Source organism: Leisingera sp. (assembly GCF_982940295.1).
Genome location: NZ_CEYXRG010000003.1, coordinates 1 through 14,545, shown reverse-complemented (window position 1 = coordinate 14,545; position 14,545 = coordinate 1). Strand labels below are relative to the sequence as shown.

Below are 14,545 nucleotides of genomic sequence, written 5' to 3'. Positions count from 1 at the left end.
GTAAAAATGAGAACAAAGGGGCAACAAATTTGCCAAAGAGCGAAAAGACAGACTGGAGGAGGCCCGAGCCATGATTGCACAGATCAAAACCACGATTCAGAATGCCCATTCCACCCTGCTGCAGGACGCCATCGGCGCGGCCTCGCTGATGGTGATGCTGGTGGCGGCGCTGCACTTGCCGGGCCTGCTCTGACCCGCTGTTTCTATTCCTGAATGCCTCTGCTGTGCCGGGCCGGCCCTTTCCTGTCCCGGACTGCTCAAGGGATCAACCGCCTGTCCCGATCCCCCAATGGATTGCCTCAAGATCCAGCCTGGCCCGCCCGGGTCCCGCACCGCAGAGCATGACTGCCGCCGCCATCCTGCCCGGATGCGCGGCGGTTTTTTGTTGGAAGGGCGAAGGCAACAAAAATCATTCCCTTGCAAAGCTGCAAGGGTGGTTGCGGGTTCTGTTGTCTATGACAATCAGTGACGCAAGGTGCCGCCGTCAGGCGCATTGCTCCTTGGCGGCGGTCTGCATCGCTTCCAGGGTGGCCTCCAGCGCCAGCATGATGGAGGCATGGCGGTTCTTGAACTCGCGCGCGGGCTGCAGCACTTCCAGCCCGTCGAAGGGGGCATCGGGCACCGGGCCGTCCTGGGTCAGCATGGCCTTCAGCTGGTCGCGGGCGGTTTCGACCTCAGCCAGCGAGCGGCCGATCACATTGGCGCCGACAACAGCCGCGGCGGCCTGCCCCAGCGCGCACGCCTTTACGTCCTGGCCGAAATCCGCGATCTGTCCGTCGTCTACAGTGACGTCTACGGTGACGGTGGAGCCGCACAGCGGCGAGCGTTTCTTGACCGTGGCGTCCGGGGCGTCCAGACGCTCAAGATGCGGAATATCCGCCGCCAGCGCCAGAATGCGCGAAGAATACAGCTTGATCAGATCGGATTCGCCAGACATCGCTTTCCCGGGCTTTCCCTGCTTGGTGGTTCCCCATACATAGGGAGCCGAACAGCAGATGCAAAAGGTTTTTATCCATGTCCATTGCCGCGTCCTTTGATCCCGCCAGCCTGTCCTACAATGATGCCGGCCTGATCCCCTGCATCGCGCAGGATGAGGCGTCAGGCGAGGTGCTGATGATGGCCTGGATGAATGCAGACGCGGTGGCGCGCACGCTGGAAACCCGCCGGGTCACCTACTGGTCGCGCTCGCGCCAGGCGTTCTGGATCAAGGGGGAGACCTCGGGCCACGTGCAGGAACTGGTGGATCTGCGGGTCGATTGCGACCGCGACTGCCTGCTTGCGCTGGTGCGCCAGACCGGGGCGGCTTGCCACACCAACCGGCGGACCTGTTTCTATACCGCGCTGCGGGAGGGGGGCGAGGTCGAGCTGATGAAGCCTGTGGAGTGAGCCGCAACCAAAGGAGACGGCCCTGATGGGCCGTGCCTCCGGCGGGGGTATTTTCAGCAAGAGGAAGGCGGCAGGCCAACCATGCCGCGGATGTCCTGCGGGGTGGCGCCCTCGGCGCGGTAATTGGAGATGGCGCGGGCGTCGTCGCGTTTGGCGAGCCGTTTGCCTTGTTCGTCGCGGATCAGGCGGTGGTGGTGATAAACAGGCGTGGGCAGGCCCAGCAGCGATTGCAGCAGCACATGGATCTGGGTGGCTTCGAACAGGTCGGCCCCGCGCACCGCATGAGTGATGCCCTGATCCGCGTCATCTATCACCACAGACAGGTGGTAGGAGCTTCCCATGCTGCGGCGCACCAGGATGATATCGCCAACGCTTGAGATCAGTTGTTCGGGGTCGAGCTGGTGAGTTCCGGCAAATTCTGGTCCGGTCTCGGCGAAGCTGCGCAGCTCTGCGGTCTGGATGGCCTTTTCCATGTTCAAACGGATCACGTCGCGCTCCGTGGCCTCGCCAGGCAGGCGGGGGCGGCAGGTGCCGGGATAGATGCGCCCGTCGGGGCCGAATTGCGGCACGCCTTCCTGCGGTGCTCCGGCCGCGGCCTCGATATCGGCGCGGTTGCAGCAGCAGGGGTAGGTGAGCCCCAGTGCGGTCAGCCGGTCCAGAGCGGCGCGGTAGCGGGGCAGCCGCTCTGATTGGCGCATCACCGGCTGCGGCCAGGTGAGGCCCAGCCAGTGCAGGTCGTCATAGATCTGCGCCTCCCAGGCGGGCCGGGCGCGGGATTGGTCGATATCCTCAATGCGCAGCAGTAAGCGGCCGCCTTCAGCCGCGGCCATATCATGCGCCAGCAGCGCGGAATAGGCGTGACCCAAGTGCAGCGGTCCGGTCGGCGACGGCGCAAATCTGGTGGTGAATGTCACGCCTTCTCAATCACATAAACGGTGGACTTCAGGTTTATTCCGGGGAGGTGATCCCCATGTTCCCGGAATAGCAGCCGTGCCGCCGAACAGTCCAGCCATTCGTTGAGCTTGCCGGTATAAGCGGGGTCTTCCAGCGCGTGGTCGTTGTAGGAGAAAGCAAACAGCCCGCCGCGCGGCAAGGCGCGCATGATCATGTCGAACACCACGGGCGGAGCCGCGCCGGTACCCAGCACACCGCAGCCGGTGATCAGGCGGTAGGCGCCTTCCGGGATCGGCTTCTTGTTGAAAACATCAATCTGGGTCAGCTTCCGGTAAACGCCTTTGCTGCGGGCCTGGGCGAGCATTTCCTCGGAAGGCTCCATTCCGTCGACGGTTTCAAAGCCTTGCAGCCGCAGCGCCATGCCCGACAGGCCGGTGCCGCAGCCGAAATCCAGAACAGGTTCGCTCAGGTCTTTCTGGAATTTCGCCAATGCCTGGGCAATCCGCCCCGGTGTCGCATACCCGTTTTCGGCAATCTCTGCGTCATAGGAAGCGGCCCACTGGTCGTAGTGCTTGAGGGTCGCTTCCGGTGTTTCAAGGTCATAGGCCTTGTTCAGAAACTTTTCGCTCATGCCGCAAGTTTAGGCCCCGCGGCCGTATTCCGTCTAGGAAAAGTTGCTGAGCCACTCCTGCCAGACGGTCTTGGCGCGGTCGGTATAGGCCTTGTAGCGGTGCTTGCGTCCGCGGCGGCCGCCTTTCAGGCCGTCCACCGGGCGGAACAAGCCAAAGTTCACGTTCATCGGCTGGAAGGTCTTGGCTTCGGCACCGCCGGTGATGTGGTGGATCAGCGCGCCCATAGCGCTGTCCTGCGGCACTTCGGGCAAGTCCCGGCCGAGGATTTCTGCCGCGGCAAGGCGGCCGGCCAGCAGGCCCATGGCGGCGCTTTCGACATAGCCCTCAACGCCGGTGATCTGGCCGGCAAACCGGATGTTAGGCTTGGACTTCAGCCGCATCTGTGCGTCCAGCAGGGTGGGCGAATTGATGAAGGTGTTGCGGTGGATGCCGCCGAGGCGGGCAAAACTGGCGTTCTCCAGTCCCGGGATCATTTTGAACACTTCGGTCTGGGCGCCGTATTTCATCTTGGTCTGGAAGCCGACGATGTTGAACAGCGTCCCCAGTGCGTTGTCGCGGCGCAGCTGCACCACGGCATGGGCTTTAACGTCCGGCTGATGCGGGTTGGTCAGTCCCACCGGCTTCATCGGCCCGTGGCGCAGGGTTTCGCGGCCGCGTTCGGCCATCACCTCGATCGGCAGGCAGCCGTCGAAGTAGCCAGCGGTCTCGCCCTCGTGGAACTCGGTCTTGTCGGCGGCCAGCAGCGCGTCGATGAAGGCTTCGTACTGGTCTTTGTCCATCGGGCAGTTGAGGTAGGCGGTGCGCTCCTCCTCGGTTTCGCCCTTGTCATAGCGCGATTGCATCCAGGCCTTCGACATGTCGATCGACTCGGCATAGACAATCGGCGCGATGGCATCGAAGAAGGCCAGCGCCTCGGCGCCGGTTTCAGCCTGAATCGCCTTGCCCAGCTCCGGCGAGGTCAGCGGGCCGGTGGCAAAGATCCAGTGGCCGTCGGCGGGCAGTTCGGTGATCTCCTCGTAAGAGACCGACACATTCGGATGCGCCTTCAGCTTGGCGGTCACGGTTTCGGCAAAGGGCTCGCGGTCCACGGCCAGGGCGCCGCCGGCGGGCAGGCGGTGCTGATCGGCGGTGGTCATGATCAACCCGTTTGCCTGGCGCATTTCCCAGTGCAGCAGGCCGACCGCGTTCTGCTCATCATCGTCGGAACGGAAGGAGTTGGAACACACCATCTCGCCCAGGTTGCCGGTCTGGTGGGCAAACGTCTCCACCTTGGGGCGCATTTCGTGGATGACCACGGATACGCCCATGTTCGCCGCCTGCCAGGCCGCTTCCGAGCCGGCCATGCCGCCGCCCACGATATGCAGTGTTTGTGCCGAATGATCTGTCATGCCCGCCACATAGGGCAGGGTGAGGGCCTGTGCAACCGGCTTGGGCGCGTGGGGCTGCGGCAGAGCTGCCGGAAACCGCGCACGCGCGACGTCCGGGTGTCAGTTCGTCGGGGGCAGGGTAATTTGGGGCCGCCGCTGCGGGAATGATCGACCGGTGAGAGAGAACCGGTTGGAGGGACCCTTCCGCAGCAGCAGCCCAAATTGTGCAGGCCAGTGACAGTGCGTCGGCCTTGCCCAATCTTTGCCATCTTTCCGCCCGAATTGAAAGGCAGTTGGCTGGCGTCTTAGGGAAACAATAGGTTTCGATTGGTAAACAAAGCCTAAAGCTCTCCGAAAATTTTCCGAAAAACTTATTCCTGCCAATCAGGCGCGCGTTTTTCGATAAAGGCGGCCATGCCTTCGATGGTGTCGCGGTACATCAGGTTCTCGACGATCACCCCGCTAGTATAGGCATAGGCCTGGTCCAGCGGCATCTGCAGTTGCTCATAAAACGCCTGTTTGCCGATCTTCACCGCCGCGCCCAATTTCGCAGCGATGGTTTCTGCCAGCTTGGCGGTTTCCGCCTCCAGCTCAGCCAAAGGGACGGCACGGTTGGCCAGCCCCAGTTCCACCGCGCGGGCAGCGTCGATGAACTCGCCCGTGGTCAGCAGCTCAAACGCCTGCTTGCGGGGGATGTTGCGCGACAGCGCCACCATCGGGGTGGAGCAGAAGAGGCCGATGTTCACCCCGTTGACACCAAACCTGGTGCCCTCCGCCGCTACCGCCAGATCGCAGGAGGCAACCAGCTGGCAGCCCGCCGCCGTGGCGATGCCATGGACCTGGGCGATTACCGGCTGGGGCAGGGACTGCAGCCCCATCATCACGCTGGTGCAGCGGGCAAACAGATCCTGGAAATAGGCCTTGCCGCCATCTTCGCCCGCACGGCCTGCGGTCATCTGCTTGATATCATGGCCTGCGCAAAAACCTTTGCCCGCGCCGGACAGGATCACCACCTTGATGCTGCTGTCTTCGCGCAAGGCATCTATCTGTTCCTGCAGCGCCGCCAGCATCTCGTCCGACAGGGCGTTGAGCTTCTCCGGCGTGTTCATCGTCAGCCGGGCAATATTCCCTGTGTCGCAACGTTCCAGAATTGCCATCTTGCTCTCCTCCCAAAGCTTGCGGCAACTCTAGTCAGCGCGAAGGGAAAGGAAAAGCATGGCACTGGCATTTGATGTCGCAGGTCTGACGGACTACCTGCATGAGATCTTTCCGCAGGTGAAAGACGACTTTTCCATCGACGCGATGGATGAACACGGTCTGCGGATGCGCCTGCTGACGGCGGAGCGGCACCTGCGGCCCGGCGGCACCGTGTCGGGCCCGTCGATGTTTGCGCTGGCCGATTGCGCGATCTATGCGCTGATCCTGTCGCGGCTGGGTCGCGAGGCGCTGGCGGTGACCACCAATTGCTCTTTGGATTTCATGCGTAAACCCGTGGCAGGTGCCGATGTGATCGCAGAGGCACGGTTGCTGAAGCTGGGCCGGGTTCTGGCGGTGGCGGATGTGCTGATGTACTCCGAAGGCATGGAGGAGCCGGTCGCCCGCGCCTCCATGACCTATTCGATCCCGCCCAAGCGTTAAAGCGCGGTGGCCAGCGGCTGGCCGACTTTGACCAGCGTTTCCCGGCCTTTAGCGCTGTTGGCTGCCAGGTCATCCGCAAACCGGACTTTGCCCGGCTCGAATACCACCACCACGGTGGAGCCGCCGAACTTGAAGTAACCCTTCTCGTCCATCTTCTGCACCGCGCCTGTCGTACGGGTGTTGACGATGGAGCCGACGCCAAAGGCGCCCACCTCGACAAAGCAGTAGCTGCCGAATGTGCCGGTCTCAACCAGCGTCCAGGTCCGCTTGTTCTCGCCGAACACATCCGGCCCGGCCCCCAGCGCAATCGGGTTCACCGAATGCAGCGCGCCGGGGATGTCTTCTGCCGCAGTGATCCGGCCAGCGGCGGGGAAGTGATAGCGGTGATAGTCCGCCGGGCACAGCCGCACGATGGCCAGCGTGCCGCCGATGAAACGCTCGGCAATACCGGGCAGCATGGTGCGGACCGACATCGGGAAGCCTTTTACCGGAACAAAGACGTCCTCCGACAGTTCCGGGAACACCAGCACCCGGCCGTCGGCGGGGGAGACGATGTCCTTCGGGTCATCGCTGAAGGGCCGGGCTTCGGGTTTCAGGTGGCGCACGAAGAAGTCGTTGAAACAGCCGTAGCTATCCGTAGGGGCCGTGGCCTCCGACATATCGATCGACAGATCCTCGACCACCTTGGCAATCTTGCCCCTGGAGAACCGAGAATCGAACCAGGCGCCCATCAGCCGGCTGATAAGGGCGGAGCGGAACAGCAGTTTCTCCACCGGTCTGGCGCTGGCGTTCTGATAGGCCCAGCGGATCCATTTCTCGCCCAGCACAACCTCTTCAAAGGTCTCGCCGGTCTCGCGGTCAACAACAAGGATGGGGTCGCGCTGCATTTGGCCTGCCACGTGTGATTAAGCTCTCGCCGCGCCTAGCAAAGACTGGCAGTCAGGCCAAGGGGGATCGGCGCGCAACGTTAGGGCCGGGGCCGTCCCCTCGGCCGGATCAATAAATTAAGCGTTCGCCCGGGTGGGCGCGGAACGCGCCCGCCGTGGGGCGGGCGGACGCGTGCCTGCCGCTGGCGCGACAGGCGAATTGAATGGAACGGGCTTAGTTCAGGTTTCATTCATGCTTGCGTCGAGGATGCTGAACGCGATCACCCGGCTCAGCCGCTGACATGAAAAAGGGGGCCGGAGCCCCCTCATGCCTCCCGCTTACGGGAACAGCTTCTTCACGTAGTTCGGCAAGGCAAATGCGGCCTTGTGAACCTCCGGATTGTAGTACCCGGTGTCGATCCCGGCGGCGGCAAAGCGTGCCTCCAGATCTTCAAGGCTCACATTGCGGGCCTTGTCCGAGTGGCTGCCCCAACCGAACGCCATCGGCCCGCCGGCATAGGTCGGCACGGTTGCCAGATAGCACGACGCATCGGCAAACAGCGCCTGGAACGCCCGCAGGGTGCCGGTCAGCTCATCGCCCTGCATGAACGGCACACCGTTCTGGGTGACGATGATGCCGTCCTCGGTCAGCGACCGCGCGGCATGGCCATAGAAAGTGTCGGTGAACAGCACTTCGCCCGGCCCGATCGGGTCGGTCGAATCGACGATGATCACGTCGAACTTTTCGGTGTTCTCTTTCATGAAGAGCGCACCGTCGTTGATCACAAGGTTGAGGCGCGGATCGTCAAAGGCGCCGTCGCTCAGCATCGGCAGATACTCTTTCGAGAAATCCACCACGCCGCCGTCGATCTCCACCATGGTGACATGCTCGACCGAGGTGTGGCGCAGCGCCTCGCGGGCCATGCCGCCGTCGCCGCCGCCGATGATCAGCACGCGCTTTGCGTTGCCATGCGCCAGGATCGGCACATGGGTCAGCATCTCGTGATAGATGAAGTTGTCGCCTTCGGTGGTCTGCACCACGTCGTCCAGCGTCAGAATGCGGCCGAATTGGCCGTTCTGGAACACTTTCAGGCGCTGGTGCTCGGTGTTGCTGTCATAGAGCATCTCGTCCACGCGCAGACGCTGGGCGTAATGCGCGTGCAGGCTCTCGGTGACCCACTCCTTCTTGACGGCATCGCTCATGCTGCCACCTCTTTGGCGATCAGCTCCTCCCCGCGCAGCAGTTCGCGCACTTCCACCATATCGGTGTTGAACGCCTCTTTCAGCACGCCGACGGCTTTCCACGGCTCTGCATCGCCGCACATGAACACGTCAAAGGCGCCATAGCCGATTTCCGGCCAGGTGTGCACAGAGATGTGGCTTTCAGCCAGAACGGCCACGCCGGACACGCCCTGGGGTGAGAATTTGTGGGTGTGGATGTGCAGCAGGGTGGCGCCGCAGACCTCAACACATTTGCGGAAGGCGTTCTGGATGCGCTCTTCGCAGTCCAGGCCGGTGCCCTTCATCACTTCGATGATCAGATGCGTGCCGGCAAACACCTTGCCATCCTTGCGGATGAAATGGTCTTCGCGATCGGAATCAACAACAGCATCAAGATTCGCGGCAGTTACACCGCGGGCGGTATCTTCCTCATGGGCGCCTGTCTCCAGACCGATCCCCAGTTGGAAGAGGTTGGCGTCTTTCATGGCGCTCCCCTTCGTTCCAGCAGATGACAATCCAGACGGCCCTTAGCGCCCCCCCGGATAAGGGTCCGGGGTTGGGATCGGTGCCGAAAGTGAGGGGGCATGTAGGACCCATGAAAGATTCGTTCAACCTTTAATTTCCGCATGGCTGGTAACGCATGGGCGGGGGGGGTCCGCCTGGCGGCGGCAGGTGAAAGAAAACGGGCGCAAAAAAAAAGGCCGGGGCGAACCCCGGCCGTCAGGTTGTTCTATTGCCCAGGGGATCATGGGCGCCAGAACGGAAGAGTCGCTTCATAATGGGCGTCGGCGCGGGACACGCCGATGTCCTTCAGCTGCGCGTCGCTCAGGTGTTTCAGCTGGCACCGGGTTCGGTGGCGCAGGCTCCACTTGGTCACCAGCACGGCAAACAGGACGGCCCACTGCGCCAGCACCGGCAGGGCCGGGCGGCTGTTCAGAAAGGACATATTCGATTGTGCCATTTGCGTGTGCTGTGCCATGGGAGGCTTCCTTCGTATTGTGTTGATACAATCCTGTTGATTTGTCGTGGTGTTCTGATACAAAGGGGTAGGCGTATTGTCCAAGGATGGATTGTAATGGGTACAATTTGGCCGCAGAGCCTGGGAGAGGCCAAGGGACCGAAGTACAAAAAGGTGGCAGACACGATTCGGTCCGCCATTGACGCCGGCAGTTTGAAAATCGGTACAAAGCTACCACCGGTGCGCGATCTCGCGTATCAGTTGAGCATCACGCCCGGCACCGTTGCCCGGGCTTACAGCATCCTGACAGATGAGGGCGTGCTGGAGGCCGAGGTCGGGCGCGGCACCTTTGTAGCCGAAAAAAAGAAACCGGTGCCGGATGACGTATGGTCGCGGCAGTTGCATTTGGCTGAGGCGCGCGATCCCGGCCATGTCAGCCTGTTCAGCCCGCGGATTGCCGATATGGGGCAGGTGGCCGCGGTGCGCGAGGCGCTGCACAAGGTGGCCGAAGGCGACGCGCGCAAATTCCTGAATTATCCGACCCGCGACGCCTATCTGCCGGTGCGCCAGGCGGCTGCCGCCTGGGTGGCGCAGTCTCCGGTCGGCACCGTCACCGAAAATGACATTGTACTAACACACGGCGGCCAGAACGGGCTGATGGTGGTGCTGCAGGCGATCCTGCAGGGGCCGCAGCCGGTGATCATGGTCGAGGACCTGACCTATGCGGGGTTCCGCCGCGCGGCGGAGCTGCTGCGGGCGCAGGTGGTCGAAGTAGCCATGGACGAACATGGCATCCGCCCGGATTCGATGGAACTGGCCATCCGCAAGACCGGCGCCACGGTCCTGTGCACCAGCCCCGAGGTGCATAATCCCACCGGGCTTTACACGCCCTTGGAACGGCGCAAGGAAATCATCCGGATTGCCCGCCGCCACGGGGTGCAGATCGTTGAGGACGACTGCTACCGCCTGGGCGAGTCCCGCGCGCCCAGCTACCGGGCGCTGGCGCCGGAACTCGCTTGGCATGTGTCCTCGATCTCCAAGATCCTGACGCCCGCGTTGCGCGTCGGCTTTGCGCTGGCGCCGGAGGGGCGGGCGGCGGATCTGCGGCGGGTGGCGGAATACGGCTATTTCGGGCTGTCGCAGCCGCTGGCCGATCTGGTCCGCATCCTGCTGACGGACCCGCGGCTGCCCGGGCTGGTGGAGAATGTGCGCGCCGAGATGGCCCGCTATGTGCGGGTCGCGGTCAACGCGCTTGGCGGCTTTGACCTCACCTGGAACCCGGATGTGCCGTTCCTGTGGCTGCGTCTGCCGTCGGGCTGGCGGGCGGCGGCCTTTACCCGCGCGGCAGAGGCCAACGGAGTGCAGATCCGGTCCGCCGATGAATTTGCTCTGCGCGACGGCCGCGCTCCGCATGCGGTGCGCATTGCCATCAATGCCCATGTGCCGCTGAAGCAGTTCGAGGAGGCGATGCTGCGGCTGCGCGCCCTGCTGGACAACCCGCCGGAGCAGATCAGCGTCTGAAATCGTGGGGTAAAATAATACCTATTTTGTAAAGTGTTGTAATACAACTATTTATTCTTGTTTACCCCTGTTGACGCGGCAGTCTGATCCCCGTAAACCCCGTCCATCGCATTCAGGCGGACCCGTTCCGGGATTCTGCCTTCACGACAAACAGGATTGACCTGCCATGAAAACCTTCTCTGCTACTCCGGCAGATATCGAGAAGAAGTGGATCCTGATCGACGCCGAGGGCGTTGTTCTGGGCCGTCTTGCATCGATCGTTGCCATGCGCCTGCGTGGCAAGCACAAAGCCTCGTTCACTCCGCATATGGACATGGGCGACAACGTCATCATCATCAACGCCGACAAGGTGCAGATGACCGGCAAAAAGCGTGACGAAAAATTCTACTGGCACACCGGCCATCCGGGCGGCATCAAGTCGCGCACCAAACAGGAAATCCTGGAAGGTGCACACCCGGAGCGCGTCGTGTTCCAGGCCGTCAAGCGCATGCTGCCGGGCAACCGCCTGGCGCGCCAGCAGATGACCAACCTGCGTATCTATGCCGGTGCCGAGCACCCGCATGAAGCCCAGGCCCCCGAAGTTCTGGATGTCAAATCCATGAACAAGAAAAACACCCGGAGCTGATATCGATGGCTGATCAGATCAACACTCTCGAAGAGCTCGCAGCTGCAACCGGTGTGGAAGCAGCGGCTGAGGAAACCATCGCGCGTGAGCCGGTTCGTGACGAACTGGGCCGCTCCTATGCCACCGGCAAGCGTAAAGACGCTGTTGCCCGTGTCTGGATCAAGCCGGGCTCCGGCAAGGTCGAGGTGAACGGCAAGGAAATCAACAAGTACTTCGCCCGTCCGGTGCTGCAGATGATCCTGCGCCAGCCGTTCCAGGTTGCCGGCGTCGAAGGCGAGTTTGACGTCTATGCCACCGTCAAGGGCGGCGGCCTGTCCGGTCAGGCCGGTGCGGTCAAGCACGGCATCTCCAAAGCGCTGCAGCTCTATGATCCCGCGCTGCGCGGCGCTCTGAAAGCTGCTGGCTTCCTGACCCGCGACAGCCGCGTTGTGGAACGTAAGAAATACGGTAAGGCCAAAGCCCGCCGTTCGTTCCAGTTCTCCAAGCGCTGATTTTCGCTTCACGTTTTTTGGAAGGGGCTGCCTTTTGGCGGCCCCTTTTTCTATGCAGTATTCCCGCTCGATTTTAGGCGCATCTTAAGTTCTGCCCGTCAATTTCCACGCATGTGCCGCTGGCGCGGCGCCTGATAAATTTGACAGAAGTTATGGGATTGAAGGAACGGCACGATTTTACAAGCTGCCCCTTGTGCGAAGCGACTGAGTTTTCGGAAATTTACCGCGGCGATTGCTCCAGAGAGACGAAATACAACCCTGTTTTCAAGCCCGAAATCATTTGGAACAAATGCGCGCCTTGCTCCCATGTTTTCACAAACGGCTATTTCACGAATGAGGTGTTTGACGTCCTGTTTGCACAGACGACGCCAAACAAGACCGTAGGCCATGAAATGGAAAAGAACCGCCATGTGTCGGCTAAGATGGTGGAGAAGGTTCTGCCCTATGCCTCCAGCGGCCCTTGGCTGGACATCGGCTTTGGCAATGCTTCGCTGCTGTTCACTGCCCGCGAATTCGGCTTTGAACCCATTGGAGTCGACCTCCGCAAGCCGAATGTTGACGCGCTTTTGCAGATCGGGATCGAGGCGTATTGCGAGGACATTCAGCAGCTGGATCTCGGAAGGCAATGCTCTGTCGTCAGCATGATGGACGTGCTGGAGCATGTGCCTTTCCCAAAACCGTTCCTGAAGGCGGCGGTGGATCTTCTGGAGCCGGGCGGGCCGCTGCTGATTTCGATTCCGAATTCCGAGAGTTTCTGCTGGGATTACGCGACCGGTATGAAGCAAAACCCGTATTGGAGTGAGATGGAGCATTTCCATAACTTTTCACGCCACCGTCTGTATTCCTTGCTGAGGGAGGTCGGAATGGAACCGGTCCGCTTCGGCATCAGCGAAAGATACAGGATGTGTATGGAAGTTGTCGCACTGAAGCGCTGATTCATCATCGGAATGGGTACGGAAGGGCGCGCGGCTGAGCAGCCCTTCCTCTGCGCCGCTCCTCTTTTACGGGACGCTTTCAGGTTTTTTTTAGAAAGTTTTTCTACTTTGTTCCCGAATTCGAGTGACCATATAGCGAAGGCAGGACAGAGCATGGCAACACCGGGAAACTTCAAGACTGCCCCAATCGGCAATGGGCAGCTGGAAATCGGCCGTTTCACCCACGGCTATGAGGATCTGGACATCCAGGAGCAGGGCGGCGGGGCCAATGTGTCGATCGGCTCGTATTGCTCCATTGGCAGGGGGGTGCGGATCCTGCTGGATGCCTCGCCGATGCTGGACCGGATCACTGCTTTTCCCTTTGGTGAGGTTTTCACCGAAGAACTGGGCGGCGCCGGGGTTCACGTCCCGCGGCACGGGGGCGGCGATGTTGTCATCGGCAATGACGTCTGGATTGGTACCAATACCACTGTGCTCGCCGGCGTGACCATCGGCAACGGGGCTGTGATCAGCCCGAACGCCACTGTCGCCAGTGATGTGGGCCCTTACGAGGTTTGGGCGGGCAACCCTGCGCAGCTGGTGCGCAAACGGTTCGACGACGCGGTCTGCGGCAAGCTGCAGGAACTGCGCTGGTGGGACTTGCCGCTGCCGCTGATCCAGGAAATGGCGCCGTTGCTGACAGCCCAGCCAACGGTTGAGCTGATCGAAGGTCTGCAGGGCATCGTTTCCGATCTGGTGACCTTCACCGACCAGGGCGCAGGCGAAAGCGCGGCCTGAGGCGGGGCAGGGTTTGCGCCCAAGGCAAACTGCGGTGATTTCCGGCCCGGGACCCGGTCAGGTTCCAGGGGCGTTAACTTTTGCGCAAAACTGTCGTAACATCGGCGGCACTGCTTCCTGATGGGGGAAAGCTGCCATGCCGCAAACCATTTACGAGAAATACGGCGGGTTCAGTGCCATCAGCCGCGTCGTGATGACATTCTACGAGATGGCGCTCGACTCCGATCAGATCGGCGATTACTTCGCCGACGTTGATATGGCGCGGCTGATTGATCACCAGACCAAGTTCATCTCCTCGCTCTTGGGCGGCCCGGCCTCCTTCAGCGACGAGCGGCTGGAGGCGGTGCACAGGGCCCTCGGCATCACCCACGAGGACTTCGACGAAATGGCTGCCCTGCTCAAGGAGGCGCTGGAGCAGCATGGCCTCGCTGAGCCGGATGTGCGCACGACGCTGGCCGCGATTGAGGCCAAGCGCAACATCATCGTCACCCGGAACGCAGCATGAGCATTGCCGCCATCAATGAGCAGCTGCTGCGCGCAATTGGCGTCGGGGTGGCGGTGGTGCGGTCCTCGGACCTTGGGTTTGTCTTTCACAATCAGCCGTTTGCGGAATGGTTCGGCACTCCGGGACCGGAGGCGTCGCTGACCGACGCGATTGAGGGGCTGAACCGCGAGGATCTGGGTCCGCTGTGCGAGGAGGGGCTGCGCTATTCGGCGGAGCTGAAGATCAAGCGCAAGCGCCGCACGCTGGTGTTCGCCATCAACATCTCGCAAGCCAGCCATCTGGATGAGCCGCTTTTGGTGGTGGAATGCCAGAACATCACCCGCATCCGCGAGCTGGAAAGCATGATCGACAGCTATTCCGCCATGGTCGAGCGTAACACCCGCGAGCTGGAGCGCGAGAAGGAGCGGGTGGAGCGGCTCCTGCTGAACCTGATGCCGCGCCAGGTCTACGAGGAGTTCAAGACCTTCGGCGTCGTCACCCCGCAGCTTTACCCGCAGGTATCGGTGGTGATGCTGGATTTTGTCAACTTCACCGATTTCGCCTCCCGCACCGATCCGACGGTAACGCTGGGGGAGCTGAACGACATATTCACCGCCTTCGACCGCATCGTCGAGCAATACGGCTGCGAGCGGATCAAGACCATTGGCGACGCATACCTGGCGGTGGCCGGAATGCCGGAACCGATGCCGGAGCATGCCACCGCCGTGGCCCATTGCGCCACCCGCTTCC

General features: G+C 61.8%; 19 protein-coding genes. 10 read left to right on the top strand and 9 right to left on the bottom strand.

What is annotated here, in order from left to right:
• The first annotated feature begins 70 nt into the window (after positions 1 to 70).
• Entirely contained in the window at positions 71 to 193 is a 123-nt protein-coding gene (locus AC4HIX_RS03380; protein WP_024090279.1) for a hypothetical protein, read from the top strand.
• A 291-nt stretch (positions 194 to 484) separates the two neighbouring features.
• On the opposite strand, the gene AC4HIX_RS03375 is transcribed toward AC4HIX_RS03380, so the two are convergent.
• Positions 485 to 937: an iron-sulfur cluster assembly scaffold protein gene (locus tag AC4HIX_RS03375; protein WP_490397892.1), complete on the bottom strand. Its 453-nt coding sequence runs from the start codon at positions 935 to 937 to the stop codon at positions 485 to 487.
• 77 nt (positions 938 to 1,014) lie between these two features.
• Here AC4HIX_RS03375 and hisI point away from each other — a divergent pair, with 77 nt between their 5' ends.
• Positions 1,015 to 1,386: a phosphoribosyl-AMP cyclohydrolase gene (gene hisI, locus AC4HIX_RS03370; RefSeq protein ID WP_490397891.1), complete on the top strand. Its 372-nt coding sequence runs from the start codon at positions 1,015 to 1,017 to the stop codon at positions 1,384 to 1,386.
• A 53-nt stretch (positions 1,387 to 1,439) separates the two neighbouring features.
• Here hisI and gluQRS read toward each other — a convergent pair whose 3' ends face one another.
• The 4 genes from gluQRS to AC4HIX_RS03350 form a co-directional block, all read right to left on the bottom strand.
• Complete coding sequence (gene gluQRS / locus AC4HIX_RS03365; RefSeq protein WP_490397890.1) at positions 1,440 to 2,300, bottom strand: tRNA glutamyl-Q(34) synthetase GluQRS; 861 nt, start codon at positions 2,298 to 2,300, stop codon at positions 1,440 to 1,442.
• Positions 2,297 to 2,911: a class I SAM-dependent DNA methyltransferase gene (locus tag AC4HIX_RS03360; RefSeq protein ID WP_490397889.1), complete on the bottom strand. Its 615-nt coding sequence runs from the start codon at positions 2,909 to 2,911 to the stop codon at positions 2,297 to 2,299. The genes gluQRS and AC4HIX_RS03360 overlap by 4 nt, the downstream gene beginning before the upstream one ends.
• A 33-nt stretch (positions 2,912 to 2,944) precedes the next feature.
• The gene (trmFO, locus tag AC4HIX_RS03355; protein ID WP_490397888.1) at positions 2,945 to 4,300 is read right to left on the bottom strand and encodes a methylenetetrahydrofolate--tRNA-(uracil(54)-C(5))-methyltransferase (FADH(2)-oxidizing) TrmFO; all 1,356 of its coding nucleotides are present in this window, start codon (positions 4,298 to 4,300) and stop codon (positions 2,945 to 2,947) included.
• Positions 4,301 to 4,650: 350 nt separating this feature from the next.
• Positions 4,651 to 5,436 (bottom strand): enoyl-CoA hydratase, encoded by a 786-nt coding sequence (locus AC4HIX_RS03350; RefSeq protein ID WP_490397887.1) that lies wholly within the window; start codon positions 5,434 to 5,436, stop codon positions 4,651 to 4,653.
• Between the two features lie 58 nt (positions 5,437 to 5,494).
• Between AC4HIX_RS03350 and AC4HIX_RS03345 the strand changes: the two genes are divergently transcribed.
• Positions 5,495 to 5,917 carry a PaaI family thioesterase gene (locus AC4HIX_RS03345; protein ID WP_490397886.1) on the top strand — a complete coding sequence of 141 codons (423 nt, stop codon included), beginning with the start codon at positions 5,495 to 5,497 and terminating at the stop codon, positions 5,915 to 5,917.
• Here AC4HIX_RS03345 and asd read toward each other — a convergent pair.
• The 4 genes from asd to AC4HIX_RS03325 all read right to left on the bottom strand — a co-directional run bounded on the left by asd (position 5,914) and on the right by AC4HIX_RS03325 (position 8,983).
• A complete protein-coding gene (gene asd / locus AC4HIX_RS03340; RefSeq protein WP_490397885.1) occupies positions 5,914 to 6,804 on the bottom strand; it encodes an archaetidylserine decarboxylase in 891 nt (296 codons plus the stop codon). The two genes, AC4HIX_RS03345 and asd, sit on opposite strands and share 4 nt — an antisense overlap.
• A gap of 318 nt (positions 6,805 to 7,122) precedes the next feature.
• Positions 7,123 to 7,986 carry a polyamine aminopropyltransferase gene (gene speE / locus AC4HIX_RS03335; RefSeq protein ID WP_490397884.1) on the bottom strand — a complete coding sequence of 288 codons (864 nt, stop codon included), beginning with the start codon at positions 7,984 to 7,986 and terminating at the stop codon, positions 7,123 to 7,125.
• The gene (gene speD / locus AC4HIX_RS03330) at positions 7,983 to 8,489 is read right to left on the bottom strand and encodes an adenosylmethionine decarboxylase (protein ID WP_259937596.1); all 507 of its coding nucleotides are present in this window, start codon (positions 8,487 to 8,489) and stop codon (positions 7,983 to 7,985) included. Before speD ends, speE begins: the two co-directional genes overlap by 4 nt.
• Positions 8,490 to 8,749: 260 nt before the next feature.
• Positions 8,750 to 8,983 (bottom strand): DUF1127 domain-containing protein, encoded by a 234-nt coding sequence (locus AC4HIX_RS03325; RefSeq protein WP_008557434.1) that lies wholly within the window; start codon positions 8,981 to 8,983, stop codon positions 8,750 to 8,752.
• A 96-nt stretch (positions 8,984 to 9,079) separates the two neighbouring features.
• Here AC4HIX_RS03325 and AC4HIX_RS03320 point away from each other — a divergent pair, with 96 nt between their 5' ends.
• The 7 genes from AC4HIX_RS03320 to AC4HIX_RS03290 all read left to right on the top strand — a co-directional run.
• Positions 9,080 to 10,483: an aminotransferase-like domain-containing protein gene (locus AC4HIX_RS03320; RefSeq protein WP_490397883.1), complete on the top strand. Its 1,404-nt coding sequence runs from the start codon at positions 9,080 to 9,082 to the stop codon at positions 10,481 to 10,483.
• A 166-nt stretch (positions 10,484 to 10,649) separates the two neighbouring features.
• Positions 10,650 to 11,108 (top strand): 50S ribosomal protein L13, encoded by a 459-nt coding sequence (gene rplM, locus AC4HIX_RS03315; protein WP_008554374.1) that lies wholly within the window; start codon positions 10,650 to 10,652, stop codon positions 11,106 to 11,108.
• A gap of 5 nt (positions 11,109 to 11,113) precedes the next feature.
• Positions 11,114 to 11,599 carry a 30S ribosomal protein S9 gene (gene rpsI / locus AC4HIX_RS03310; protein WP_475043458.1) on the top strand — a complete coding sequence of 162 codons (486 nt, stop codon included), beginning with the start codon at positions 11,114 to 11,116 and terminating at the stop codon, positions 11,597 to 11,599.
• A gap of 152 nt (positions 11,600 to 11,751) precedes the next feature.
• Complete coding sequence (locus AC4HIX_RS03305; RefSeq protein ID WP_490397882.1) at positions 11,752 to 12,534, top strand: class I SAM-dependent methyltransferase; 783 nt, start codon at positions 11,752 to 11,754, stop codon at positions 12,532 to 12,534.
• A gap of 153 nt (positions 12,535 to 12,687) precedes the next feature.
• On the top strand, positions 12,688 to 13,311 hold the full coding sequence (locus AC4HIX_RS03300) for a CatB-related O-acetyltransferase (RefSeq protein ID WP_490397881.1): 624 nt from the start codon (positions 12,688 to 12,690) through the stop codon (positions 13,309 to 13,311).
• A gap of 136 nt (positions 13,312 to 13,447) precedes the next feature.
• Positions 13,448 to 13,816: a group I truncated hemoglobin gene (locus tag AC4HIX_RS03295; RefSeq protein WP_490397880.1), complete on the top strand. Its 369-nt coding sequence runs from the start codon at positions 13,448 to 13,450 to the stop codon at positions 13,814 to 13,816.
• Positions 13,813 to 14,545 (top strand): adenylate/guanylate cyclase domain-containing protein (locus AC4HIX_RS03290; protein WP_490397879.1); only part of this gene is annotated, 733 nt, incomplete at its 3' end. The genes AC4HIX_RS03295 and AC4HIX_RS03290, both read left to right, overlap by 4 nt.